This is a genomic window from Cryobacterium frigoriphilum, from assembly GCF_004403305.1.
GTDB classification, from domain to species: domain Bacteria; phylum Actinomycetota; class Actinomycetes; order Actinomycetales; family Microbacteriaceae; genus Cryobacterium; species Cryobacterium frigoriphilum.
Window position 1 is genome coordinate 58,919 of record NZ_SOHE01000088.1, and the last position, 12,080, is coordinate 70,998.

13 protein-coding genes are annotated in these 12,080 nt (G+C 67.8%); 5 read left to right on the forward strand and 8 right to left on the reverse strand.

The window, feature by feature from the left end:
* The first annotated feature begins 215 nt into the window (after positions 1-215).
* On the forward strand, positions 216-1,661 hold the full coding sequence (locus tag E3T55_RS19285; protein ID WP_134521156.1) for a sugar porter family MFS transporter: 1,446 nt from the start codon (positions 216-218) through the stop codon (positions 1,659-1,661).
* Positions 1,662-1,733: 72 nt separating this feature from the next.
* On the opposite strand, the gene E3T55_RS19290 is transcribed toward E3T55_RS19285, so the two are convergent.
* On the reverse strand, positions 1,734-2,495 hold the full coding sequence (locus tag E3T55_RS19290; protein ID WP_134521208.1) for a GntR family transcriptional regulator: 762 nt from the start codon (positions 2,493-2,495) through the stop codon (positions 1,734-1,736).
* Positions 2,496-2,677: 182 nt separating this feature from the next.
* Between E3T55_RS19290 and E3T55_RS19295 the strand changes: the two genes are divergently transcribed.
* Together E3T55_RS19295 and E3T55_RS19300 are read left to right on the forward strand one after the other, a co-directional pair.
* On the forward strand, positions 2,678-3,442 hold the full coding sequence (locus tag E3T55_RS19295) for a YqjF family protein (protein ID WP_134521157.1): 765 nt from the start codon (positions 2,678-2,680) through the stop codon (positions 3,440-3,442).
* 87 nt (positions 3,443-3,529) lie between these two features.
* The gene (locus tag E3T55_RS19300; RefSeq protein WP_134521210.1) at positions 3,530-4,150 is read left to right on the forward strand and encodes a hypothetical protein; all 621 of its coding nucleotides are present in this window, start codon (positions 3,530-3,532) and stop codon (positions 4,148-4,150) included.
* 81 nt (positions 4,151-4,231) lie between these two features.
* On the opposite strand, the gene E3T55_RS19305 is transcribed toward E3T55_RS19300, so the two are convergent.
* The 5 genes from E3T55_RS19305 to E3T55_RS19325 form a co-directional block, all read right to left on the reverse strand.
* Positions 4,232-5,473, reverse strand: a complete 1,242-nt coding sequence (locus E3T55_RS19305; RefSeq protein WP_166791848.1) for a low temperature requirement protein A — start codon at positions 5,471-5,473, stop codon at positions 4,232-4,234.
* Positions 5,474-5,498: 25 nt separating this feature from the next.
* The gene (locus E3T55_RS19310) at positions 5,499-6,224 is read right to left on the reverse strand and encodes a M50 family metallopeptidase (protein WP_134521159.1); all 726 of its coding nucleotides are present in this window, start codon (positions 6,222-6,224) and stop codon (positions 5,499-5,501) included.
* Between the two features lie 55 nt (positions 6,225-6,279).
* Positions 6,280-6,732, reverse strand: a complete 453-nt coding sequence (locus E3T55_RS19315) for a hypothetical protein (RefSeq protein WP_134521160.1) — start codon at positions 6,730-6,732, stop codon at positions 6,280-6,282.
* A gap of 60 nt (positions 6,733-6,792) precedes the next feature.
* Entirely contained in the window at positions 6,793-8,166 is a 1,374-nt protein-coding gene (locus E3T55_RS19320) for a DUF8189 domain-containing protein (protein ID WP_134521161.1), read from the reverse strand.
* A gap of 108 nt (positions 8,167-8,274) precedes the next feature.
* Positions 8,275-8,631: a putative quinol monooxygenase gene (locus E3T55_RS19325; RefSeq protein ID WP_241993161.1), complete on the reverse strand. Its 357-nt coding sequence runs from the start codon at positions 8,629-8,631 to the stop codon at positions 8,275-8,277.
* Between the two features lie 75 nt (positions 8,632-8,706).
* On the opposite strand from E3T55_RS19325, the gene E3T55_RS19330 reads away from it, so the two are divergent.
* Positions 8,707-9,165, forward strand: coding sequence for an LpqB family beta-propeller domain-containing protein (locus E3T55_RS19330; protein WP_134521162.1), 459 nt, complete (start codon positions 8,707-8,709; stop codon positions 9,163-9,165).
* Positions 9,166-9,179: 14 nt separating this feature from the next.
* Positions 9,180-10,904 (forward strand): DUF5671 domain-containing protein, encoded by a 1,725-nt coding sequence (locus tag E3T55_RS19335; protein ID WP_241993162.1) that lies wholly within the window; start codon positions 9,180-9,182, stop codon positions 10,902-10,904.
* Positions 10,905-11,152: 248 nt separating this feature from the next.
* On the opposite strand, the gene E3T55_RS19340 is transcribed toward E3T55_RS19335, so the two are convergent.
* Positions 11,153-11,320 (reverse strand): VOC family protein, encoded by a 168-nt coding sequence (locus E3T55_RS19340; protein WP_166791849.1) that lies wholly within the window; start codon positions 11,318-11,320, stop codon positions 11,153-11,155.
* 272 nt (positions 11,321-11,592) lie between these two features.
* Positions 11,593-12,039, reverse strand: a complete 447-nt coding sequence (locus E3T55_RS19345) for a hypothetical protein (RefSeq protein ID WP_134521163.1) — start codon at positions 12,037-12,039, stop codon at positions 11,593-11,595.
* Positions 12,040-12,080: the final 41 nt, after the last annotated feature.

Sequence of the window (12,080 nt, forward strand, 5' to 3'; positions counted from 1 at the left end):
GCAGCTGGTCACAAGGGGCGACTCGGGTCTTTGACCCGGGTCGCCCCTGTTGGTCTGTCAGCCTGCTCGGCGTGAGTGGCTCGCGACACGGAAATAGTTTGATAGTTTGTCTTTACACAAGTTTGTCCTAACATTTCCCGTTTCTGTGATCTGATCCCGTTCGGTGGTCAGATCACCGAGAGCACAGTGTCGTGTGCGAAATCTGAAAGGCCCCCGTGTCCAACGGTTCACCCATTACGAGTACGGTCAACATCACCCTTCCCCCCTTGGGGAACGGTGCCTACAACAAGCGAATAGGCCTCGTCGCCGTGGTGGCGACATTCGGCGGTCTGCTGTTCGGCTATGACACCGGCGTCTTGAACGGCGCGCTGTCCCTCATGATCGCTCCGGGGGCACTCGCCCCCGACGGCCTGAACGCCGTGCAGGAAGGGCTCATTACCTTCACCCTGCTGATCGGTGCAGCCGTCGGAGCGTTCCTGGGCGGGCGGCTGTCGGACTCGATGGGTCGCCGCAAGAACATCATCCTGCTCGCCGTGCTCTTCTTCGTCGGCGCCGGCGGCTGCGTCATCGCCCCGGACTATGCTACCCTGCTGGCCTTCCGTTTTCTTCTGGGGCTCGCCGTCGGCGGGGCATCCGTCACGGTGCCGGTCTACCTGGCCGAGGTCGCACCGTTCGAAAAGCGCGGCGGCCTGGTCTCCCGCAACGAACTCATGATCGTGACCGGACAGTTTCTCGCCTTCCTGATCAACGCGATCATCGCCAACGTGTTCGGCGAAGACGAGAACGCCTGGCGCTACATGCTCGCCGTTGCCGTGGTGCCGGCCGTCTTTCTCTTCTTCGGCATGCTGCGGATGCCCGAAAGCCCGCGCTGGCTCATCGCTCAGGGGCGCGACCATGAGGCGCTCGCCGTGTTGCGCACCATCCGCTCGGTCGAACGTGCGGAGGCCGAAATGGACGAGGTGCGTGCCCTCGCCACCATCGGCCAGCAGGAAAAGGCGGGCACGTACGCGGAGATCTTCCGCACACCGTGGATTCGTCACCTGCTCTTCGTCGGCATCGGACTGGCCGCCTACCAGCAGCTGACCGGCATCAACTCCATGATGTATTACGGCACCCAGGTGCTCGAAGAGGCCGGTTTCGGGGAGACCGCGATCACGTTCAACGTCTTCAACGGCGTCATGGCCGTCGGCGCGATGAGCCTGGCCCTGACCTTCATCAACAAGATCAATCGCCGAACGCTGCTCATCGTCGGTTTCGTCGGCACCACCGTCGGTCACCTGTTCGTGGGTTCGGTCGGCCTGTGGCTGCCTGAAGACAACCCGGCACGCCCGTGGCTGCTGCTGACGGGCATCCTGCTCTTCATCGGCATCGTTCAGGCGACGATCGGGCCGGTCGTCTGGCTGATGATCGCCGAGATCTTCCCGCTCAAGATGCGCGGTCGCATGATCGGGCTGACGGTACTGGTGCTGTGGCTCACCAACGCGCTGATTTCGCTCGCATTCCCGTCGCTCATCGCCGCGATGGGCTTCGGAACCTTCCTGCTGTTCGCGGCCGTCTGTGCCCTGGGCGTTCTGTTCATGATCACGGCGGCGCCCGAGACCCGTGGCCGCACCCTCGAAGACCTCGAGGAGCAGTTCCGCCGCAAGTACTCGCGCGTATAGCCGACCGAGACGCACCGGGTACGACACAGCCGCCGGGCCCGATGTGCCCGGCGGCTGTGTCGTACCCGGGCGCTACTTCTCGACGAGGGTGACTTCGAAGGAGTAGAGGTCGGGCCGGTAGCAGTGGTGGCCGAACTCCACGGCCCGGCCCGAGTTGTCGAACGCGGTGCGGTCCATCGTGAGCAGGGCGGAGTTCTTATCGATGTCGAGAAGCGCTGACTCCTCGGCCGTCGACTTGCGGGCGCCGATGCGCTGGCGGGCCACGCGCATCGTCACCCCGCGGGACCGCAGCACCTGGTAGAGACCGTGCTGCACGAGGTCGTCGGGCTCGATGCCGATGAATTCCTCGGGCAGCCAGTTCTCCATCACGGCCACCGGCACGTCGTCGGCGAGGCGCACCCGGCGCAGGTGCAGGGTGGGGCTGCCCTCGGCCACGGCGAGTTTTTCGCCGATCGACGCATCGGCGGCGACCGTCTCGAGCACGAGCAGGGTCGTGGAGGGCACCTTCTGGGTGTTGGTGAGGTCGTCGTAGAGACTCGTCAGCTCGACCTTGCGGGTGACCTGGCCGTGCACGACCTGGGTGCCGATGCCGCGTCGGCGCACCAGCAGTCCCTTGTCGACGATTTCCTGAATGGCGCGGCGCACGGTCGGGCGGCTGAGGCCCAGGCGCTCGCCCAGGGCCACCTCGTTTTCCAGGCGGCTGCCGGCGGGCAGTTCGCCGCTCAGAATCGCCTTCTCGATGCGCTGGGAAACCTGAAAGTACAGTGGGATCGGGCCGGACCGTTCGAGATCCATGAACAGGCCATTAGGCAGAATCGTCTCCTGCTTGTCCATCGCCATCTCGCACGCCCTTCCCTTACACCGGCCACTCTATGGCAAGTTGTTATGACATTATCATCTCAACTTGGTCACGGCCAGGAAAGGCCGGCCGAGTATTCGGCCGCAGTATTCGGCCGCAGTATTCGGCCGGAGTATTCTGGGCATACTCACCACGCTCCACCCGATTCCGGAGAAATATGACGGATGCCGCTGCCCGGCCCATTAGCGCCATCGCGCCCGCCCTGGCGGGCCGGGCCTCGGCCAGCCAGCGCTGGTCTAATCTGGTCTTTATCCATTGGCGCGTCGACGCGGCAGACGTCGCGCCACTGCTGCCGGCGGGGCTGCGTCCCGACGTCTTCGACGGCTCGAGCTGGGTCGGCCTGATTCCGTTCGTGCTTGACCGGGCGACGGTCTTCGGCAGCCCGCCGGTTCCGTACTTCGGCAATTTCGTCGAGGTCAACGTGCGCCTCTATGCCGTCGACGCCCAGGGGCGCCGCGGCGTCGTCTTTGTTTCGCTCGAGGCGAGCCGACTCGCCGCGGTGCTGGCGGCCCGCGCGCTGTTTCGTCTGCCCTATATGTGGTCGCGCACGCGCCTCGCCTACCCGCAACAGCCGAGCTCACCCGAGCTGTATGCGCCGCTCCTGAGTTATACCTCGGTGCGCCACGGTGCCGCGGCGGCACACACCACGATCATGGTGAGGTCCAGCACGGTCCCCGTCGTCGGGGACCCGCTCGCCGATTTTCTGACGGCCCGCTGGGCGTTGTTCACGAGCATCCGCGGACGTCTGGTGCATCTGCGTAACCACCACGAGCCGTGGCAGCTGTTCACCGCCGAGCTGGTGCACCTCGATGACACCCTGCTGGCGGTCGCGGGGTTTGACGGGCTGGTGGACCGGCAGCCGGATTCGGTGCTGTACTCACCCGGGGTCACGACCTGGTTCGGCACCTCCGGCGGCGCCTGACGGAACAGGAAAAGCCCAGCGTTCATTCAGAATGGGCTGGGATCGTTAATGGACTGATTTCCCACCACGAGCACACAGGAGAACATGATGGGCTTTCTCGATTTCATTCTCGGCCGCAAAGAACAGTCACCCGACACCCCCTCTCGCCGCGAGTCGGCGCAGCGGGCGCCCCAGCGCAGCGAGGACGAGATCGCCGTTGAGCGCTACCAGTACCTGCTGCGCACGGCCCCACCCGAAACCATCGAGCAGGTGCACACCGAGGCCTTCAGCAAACTCACGGACGAGCAGCGCGACCTGCTCTTTCGTCAGCTGACCGAGACCGTCGAGCCGAGTGAGCGCCCGGCAGACGCGCAGCCCGCCTCCCTCGCGAAGGCGGCCACCCGGGCAGAGTTGCGAGAGCCCGGCACGCTGACTCGGTCCTTTGGCGGCGACCAAGGCGGCCAGGGCGGCCAGCGCGGAATGGGCATGGCCGGCATGATCGGCGGCTCCATGCTCGGTACCATTGCCGGGTTCGTGATCGGCTCGGCGCTCGTGAGCGCCTTTCTGCCGATGGACGCCGGTCAAACGGATGCCGCCGCCGAGGGTGACGCCGGCAGCGACGCCGGTTCTGACACCGGTGGTGACGCGGGCGGTGACGCGGGTGGTGACTTCGGAGGAGGCGGCGGCGATTTCGGTGGCGGCGATTTCGGCGGAGGCTTCGACTTCTAGCCCCGCGCCTTCTCGCGAAAGCGGGTGAATCGTCGGTTTGAGAAGGTCCTGCCGACGATTCACCCGCTTTCGCGGCTCCTGTTAGCCGGCGTCGGCATCCGTCGTGCCGCGGCGCACCCGCACCACGGTCTCCCAGGCGGCGACGATCACGAGTGAGCCCACGCTGAGGGCACCGAGGCCGAGCGGGGAGATCACGGTCGGTTCACCGAGCACAGCGATGGTGAAGACGAGGGCCAACAGTGCCAGGCCCACGAGGTAGGACCTGAGCACCTCGCCGGTCACCCGCAACCGAAACAGGAACATGCCCACGATGTAGAGAAAGGGGCCACCCGCGACGATGACGGCCGTCGAGAGGGTCATCGCGTCGGCCGGATGCTCCAGAATCTCCTTGTCGGCGACGGAGCACAGCACAATACCCGCGATGATCACCGCGTGTACGTAGGTATAGGCGACGCGCGCGATGCGGCCCGGTTCGGCGGAACGTTCCAGAGCCTTCGCGCCGGCTCGTTCGCTGTGGTCGAAGTACAGCCACCACATCGACAGCCCGCTCAGGAACGCGAGCAGCAGCCCCAGTACCCCGAACAGTGACGATTCCTGAGCCACGAAGGCGAATCCGGTGACGAGGAACGACTCGCCGAGCGCGATGATCACGAAGAGCGCGCTGCGCTCGGCGATGTGCGGTCCCGACAGATCCCAGCTTTCGACGCCGGAGCGGCCGAGGCCCGGCACCCGAAATCCGAGACTCGCCGAGACGTACTCAAGTGCGAGGGCGGCAAGCCAGAGCGGCAGGCGATACTCGAGCGGCAGCAGGGCTCCGACGATCCAGAGCGCCCCGGCCACGACGAGCCAGACCAGGATCCGCACGAACGTGCGGTGCAGCTCTCGGTCATGCCGAGCGACGGCCATGAGCATGAATGCCGTACGGCCGAGTTGCAGCACGACGTAGGCGACCGCGAAGACGATTCCGCGGTCGCCGAAAGACTCGTAGATCGACGTGCTCACGACGAGCCCGACGAGGGCCAGACCGATGACGACGCCGCGCACGGTGAGCTGTGCGGGGTCGAGCCAGTTGGTCACCCAGGTCGTGTACACCCAGACCCACCACAGGGCGAGCACGAGCACGGCGGATTCGAGCGCCCCAACCCAGGACTGGTTCTCGTACAGGTAGCGCGAGAGCTGCGTCAGGGCGAAGACAAAGATCAGGTCGAAGAACAGCTCGATGTAGGTGACGCGATCGGCCCGCTCCGAGGCATCCGATCGCAGCAGATTGCGTCGGATGCCGTAACCGGCGTCAAACGGTCGGGGCGCGCCGTGGGTAGTCACGCCCTCATTGTGCCCCGGCCGGGGGCTATGCGCAGCGCACCACGCAGTAGAGGCCGAGCAACTGAGCGCCGAGCGCAGCACAGGCCAGGCTCACGGCAAAAAACACGACGACCCAGAACAGACCCGGAATGTGGGTCAGTCGGGCGAGCTGGTCGGCATCCGAGCCCGAACTGCGGCGCCGAGAACGGGTCACCTGCAGTTCGGCGACGGTGCGCACCGCACCGAGCAGCAGGAACGCCGTCACGAGCAGGGCGAAGACGCTCTGCACCGCGCTCGAGCCGAACCAGGTCACGCAGAACACTACGGCCCCGGTCACGAGTACCGACCACAGCCCGAACCAGTTGCGGATCTGCACGAGCAGCAGGGCGAGCGCGGCGAGCAGTATCCAGAGCAGACCCACAGCATGGCCGAGGCCGAGCAGCCAGGCGGCACCGAGGCCGAGCAGGGCCGGGGCGGTGTACCCGGCGAGCAGGGTGAAGATCATTCCCGGCCCGGACGGGCGGCCTCGGCTGACGGTGAGTCCCGAGGTGTCCGAGTGCAGCCGGATGCCGCTGAGCTGTCGTCCGCAGAGCGCCGCGACGAGTCCATGGCCGCCCTCGTGCACGATCGTGACCACGTGCCGGGTCACGCGCCAAGTGAACGGCACGAGCACGAGCAGGGCCGCGGCCGCGATCGTCAGCCAGACGGTGGCGACGGGGAGCGGCTCGGTGCGGGCGCTCAGAAGCGCCCAGATGTCGAGCAGAAGATCCATGCCCCGAGCCTAGGCGGTGCTGCATCCGGAGCCGGTCGACGGGTCTGGCCGCCCGCTAATGCAGCCCGCGCAGGACGTTGTCGGCCATCGCCCGCAGCCCGGGTTCGGCCGCGCCGGCCGACACCTCGCGCACCCGGCTGCGCAGCTCGGGCGATGGATCGGCCGGCACCGACCGCAGCGCCAGTTTCTGCACGCCGGAGTCCTGGTCGACAACGAGGTCGTTCAGCACCCGGCTGGCCGAGGCCGGGGCCAGCAGGGCCGCAGCGGATGCCGCGGCCACTCGCACGAGGGCGTCCTCGCTCGCCGCCGCGGCCGCGACCACCTCTTCGGAGCGTTCGCCCCGAATCACGCCGGCCAGGTAGGCGGCCTTCGCCGCGAGCCCCGGGTCGGTGTCGCGAACGAGTGCGAGCAGATAGTCGAAGGCTTCGGGGCCGAGGCGGGCCCCGGCGGAATAGTCGACCTCGTCGGGGTCGAGCACGGCACGCACGTCGCGCATGGTTACGGGCATGAAATCCTCCAGAAGGGTGAGTGCGAAATCAGTTGTTGATGCTGTCAGGTACTGACGCTGTCAGATATTGACGGTGAGAGGACTCGTGTCCATCGTGGCGCGTTCGGTGTCGATGAGGTCCGGCGGGGGATTGGTGATATTCCAGGTGCCGTTGCCCATCATCAGCCGGTCCGACGGAGAAACGTGCGGCAGCCCCAGCACGTGGCCGATCTCGTGGCCGAGGGTCCAGCTGCTCGAGGTCGAGGAGACCACGCAGCCGGGGCGTCCGGCCGGGTGGGCGGCGCATCCGTTGCCCGGCGGATTGGTTGACCGAACGAAGTAGGCCACGACGTGGTTGGCCCCGACGCCGTTGCGGTTGGCGAAGAGCTGGTTCTGCTCGGCCGTCGTGGTGCCCATGATGCAGGTGCTGACATCAACGTCGGTCAGCAGAGGAAGGTCGAGCGTCTCCCGCGACCCCACGGCCACGTTGATGCCCCGGCTCGCGTACACATCGCGCATCGACGCCACCATCTGGTCGACCGTGAACGAGGTCGGGTTGGTGAGCACCTTGAGGTGCAGAATCACGGTCGGCACCAGGCTCCACGCCTTTGACCACACGGCGCTGTCGGTGCCGCGCACGAAGACGTGCTCGTGGCTCGGGCCCATCGAGCCCAGTGCGGGCTCGCTCGCGAGCACGGCACCATCGTCGTGGCGGCCCCAGGCGTGCCACGATCCGTCGAAGTAGGCCTTCTGCCAGAGGGCATTGTCGGTGCCGCGCACGTAGATGTTGCAGACCCCGCTGTTTCGGCTCACGATGGTCGGCCCGCCGATCATTCCGCCGGCGGGGGCGCCGTGGCTGAACCAGCCGGACCATCCGCCGGCGCCGTTCCAGGCCTTGGACCAGACGGCGCCGTCGGTGCCGCGCACGAAGACGTGCTCGTGGTTGGCACCCATTGATCCGAGGGCGGGTTCGCTCGCGAGCACGGCGCCGTCGTTGTGGCGGCCCCACGGGTGCCAGGAGCCATTGAAAAACGCCCGTTGCCAGAGCGCGTTGTCGCCGCCGCGCACGTAGATGTTGCAGACGGTGTTGTTGCGGGACACGATGGCGGGGCCCCCGGTCAGGCCGGCGACGGGGGCCGCGTGGCTGAACCAGCCGGACCATCCGCCGGCGCCGTTCCAGGCCTTGGACCAGACGGCGCCGTCGGTGCCGCGCACGAAGATGTGCTCGTGGTTCGGGCCCATTGATCCGAGGGCGGGTTCGCTCGCGAGCACGGCGCCGTCGTTGTGGCGGCCCCACGGGTGCCAGGCCCCGTTGAAGAAGGCCTTCTGCCAGAGCGCGTTGTCGCCGCCGCGCACGTAGATGTTGCACACAGCGTTATTGCGAGACACGATCGACGGGCCGCCGGTGAAACCGGCCGTCGGTGCTCCATGGCTGAACCAACTGTTCCAGGTCATCAAGGCTCCTTAGGTTCGGCGCGCGGTCGGCGCGCGCCACCGTCTGCGGTGACCCGACCACAGTGCTCCCGCACGCGTTACTGGCGCGTTACTCGCTGCCGTGTCCGGCTACTTCTCGGCGATGATCTCGAGCAGACGGATGTCGGGATCCTTCGCGAGCAGGGTCGGCCCGAATTCACCCAGTGCCGCCGGGATGGCACCGGTGAGGTGGGCTTGTCGGCCCTCCTCGGTCTCGAAGGTGTCAAAGATGCCGAAGGTGGCGTCCGTGACCCGAAAGGCATGCCAGGTCACGGTCGCGGGCTCGCCGAGCACAATGTCGCGACCGCCCTGCAGAAAGTCCCAGACGGCCTGTTCCCGTCCGGGCTTCGCTTCGAGCAGGGCCAGCAGGGCGAATTTCACGGTCATGAGGGTCTCCTCGCGCAGCATCCGTTCGCCCGGGCAGCCGCGCGAGCGTGTCGCGAGCATATTCGGGTGCCCGGGTGCAGGCAACCCCGCGCGGGGCGTAGCCGCGGAGCGGGGTGGTCCACCAAGATGAGCACTATGAAACCCCCACGCCCCGACCGCACCCTGCTGATCGTTCTGGGGGTGATCGCCGTGCTCGTCGTTGTGTCGCTCGTGGTCGTGTTCTCCCGGGGGGAGCCGGAGGCCCTCGACCCCGCCACGCCGGAGGGCGTCGTGCAGCGGTATTCCGCGGCCGTCATCGCCGGCGACGAGACGGCGGCGATGGAATATCTCGCCCCCGAGGTGCGGGAGGACTGCGAACGGTTCACCGATCTGCAGGCCGACAACCTGCGGGTCGTGCTCGTGTCAACGACCGAGCGCGACAGCTCGGCCGATGTGCGGGTGTCGATCGTGACGACGTACGAGGGCAATGGCCCGTTCGGCTCCTCGGAGTTCGAGAGCGAGCGCACCTTCGACCTTGTGACCGTCGACGGCGAGTGGCTGATCGATGGCAGCCCCTGGGAACTCGCGGTCTGCACCAACGCGGCGCGCAACTGATGAATGCTGCCAGCATGGTGCCGCCCGCGGGGCCACCCGCACCGCCGCCCACTCCCTTCGGGCCGGCCGCGACCGCCGGGAGCCCGCCAGCCCCCGGCTCCGCTCAACAGACCGTGCGCCGACTCATCGTCTTCGTGCTGCTCTTCGTGCTCGTCACGATCGGCGCCGTCGGTCTCGGCGGGCTTCTTGGCCGTCTCTTCGAGGCCATTCCCGGCAACCTTCCGGGCGGTGTCGACGCGCTCGCCGGGGACGGGACATCCGGTCTCGCCCAGTCGCTGGCCTTCACCCTCATCGGTGGGCCACTCGCCGCCGTGCTGTGGTGGGCCGTGTGGCGGCGGGCCGGTGACGCCGCCGAGCGCGCGGCCCTCACGTGGGGCCTCTACCTCGCGGGAATGACGACTGTCGCCCTGATCACCTCGGCGACGGCCCTGCTGGCGACCGTCGCGTCGCTCGTCGAGGGGGAGTGGCGGCCCCGCGAACTCGGCACCGGGCTGGTCTGGGCCGCGGTCTGGGTCTGGCACGCGCGCATGGCCCGCCACCCCGAGAAGAGCCCCCTGCGGCTGATCACGGTGTCCCTCGTGGTCGGCGCCGCCTATGGGCTCGTGGTCGCCACGGCCAACGCGGTGACGCTGCTCTCGGGCCTGTTTGACGTTGCCCTGCGGGAGTCCGCCCAAACCTTGGTCGGTGATCCGTGGTGGACCATTACTCTGAAGGCGCTCGTCTGGGCAGTGGGGGGCGCCGCTATCTGGTGGTGGTACTGGTCACGCCTCGGCGCTCGCCGGGTCACCACCACCTTCGCGGCCGTCGCCCTCGTGCTCGTCGGAGTGCTCGGCGCGAGCCTGCTGGCTCTCGGTGGCTTCGGGGTACTGCTGTATCTGCTGCTGCGACTCGTCTTCGATCGCGTCGAGCCTCTCGCCGAACTGCTCGACCCGGCTGCCGCTGCGCTCGCCGCGGCGCTGGTCGGCCTGCTCGTCTGGGTGTACCACCGGGCCATCGCCGAACGGCGAACACCTGCGACGCGGCAGGCCGGCCGCTTGGTCACGAGCGCGGCGGGTCTGGCGGCCGCCGCATCCGGCATCGGAATTGTCGTCAATTCTCTCCTGGCCACCTTCGGGCAGCCGTTGGTCGGCGGCGATCTTCGCCCGCTGCTGCTCGGCGGCCTGAGCTCGCTGATCATCGGTGGGCCGGTGTGGTGGTTCACCTGGCGCCCCACCGAGCCGGCAGCCCCGCGCGAGCGGGCCTTCGCGGGGCGACGCGTCTACCTGATCACCGTGTTCGGTCTGAGCGCCGTGGCCGCGATCATCACGCTGCTCATCATCGGCTTTCAGGTGTTCGAGTTCGTGCTCGATCCCGTCGTCAGAGGCAGTCTGCTCGATCGCGTGCGTGCGCCGCTGGGCGTGCTCGTAGCGGCGACCCTCGTCGCCGGCTATCACTTCGGCGTCTGGCGCAGCGACCGTGCCGTTCTCGCGACGGATGCCCCTGCCCGCGCCCGTACGATCGCCCGCGTCACGCTCGTCATCGGGGCGGCCACCGGTGACGGTGCCCCGGAAGCCGAGCTGGTCGCGGCGGTGCGTGACGCGACCGGCGCGCAGGTCACGGTGTGGCGCGTCGCGGGGCCGGGGGAGGCATCCATTGCCGCACCCGATCTAGTTCAGGCGCTGGTCGGGGTGATGGGCAACCGGGTGCTCGTGATCTGCGGCCCGGCACAGCGCATCGAGGTCATCCCGCTCGCCGACTGACCCGACCGCGCCGGCCGGGCCGTGTGCCGCTGCGCGGTAGGTGCGCCGTTGCGCGGGAGGTGCGCCACCCGCGTAGCGGCGCAGTACCCGCGCAGCGCACGATGTTCGTCTCGGGACTCCGTTTCAGCACCGGCTGCGCGGGAGGTACGCCGCTGCGCGGGAGGTGCGCCGCTGCGCGGGTCGTGCGCCACGGACGCAGCCGTTCGGTTGAGTGTCCGGTGCCCGCCACGGACGCTCCTCGGCCGCTCTCAGACGGGGCCGGCGACATCGGCGACACCGGCGACACCGACGAGATTGCCGGCCGGATCGGTGAAGTGACCGACCACGATGCCGCCTGCCGCGCCGCGCGTGGGGCCGAGTACCCGCGTGCCGCCGAGGCGTTCGGCCGTGATCAGTGCCTGCTCTACGTTGGGCACTCAGACGTAGACGATCGCCCGCGCCGGGTACCCCGGCCGGCCGCCGATTCCGCCGGGGATGCCGCTGCCCGCGACGGAACCCGCTTCGATGAAGGAGGAGTTGTCAACGGCGGAGATCTCCGCGGCGACGGGGCTCCAGCCGGATCCGCCCAGTCGAACAGTTCGGCGTCGCAGCGTCGCAGCGTCGCAACGCGTCGGGGGCAGGACCGGCTATCTCACAGTGGACTGGCACATGGGCTGCAGCGGATGCCGTGCACTCCAATTCGACGGGTTCAGCTCAGGTCTGTCCCCTGGGAGACCCAGACCCGGCCGATCGCGTCGTGATACTCCAACAGGCACGCGTCGGCCACCCGCCCAATAGCGTTGACCTGGGATTCTGTGGCCCGCTCGATGGAATAGTCGAAGCTGAGGGAATTGCCTGTCTGCGCGATTTCGGATGGGTCGGCGCCGGCCGAGACGACACACTCGTACCAATCGTCGACCGACAGGCGGTATTCGGCTTCGTCGACGACGAGGTCGCTGAGCACCTGCTGCTGGTAGTCGCTCGAGCCGTCGCGCAGCTCAGTGCGCTGGTCATCAGTCAGCACGTTGAAGGGGGAGACGCTGCACCCGGCGAGCAGCGCCACCGCGAGGAAGGGAATCGCGCAGACCGCCAGCATCCGCTTGCCCGCTCGGTCGGGTGCAGCTCGCGGGGGGTCTGTGAATAGCTCAGTGTTCATGCATAGCTCAGTGTTCATGCATAGCTCGGTGTCCATGAATA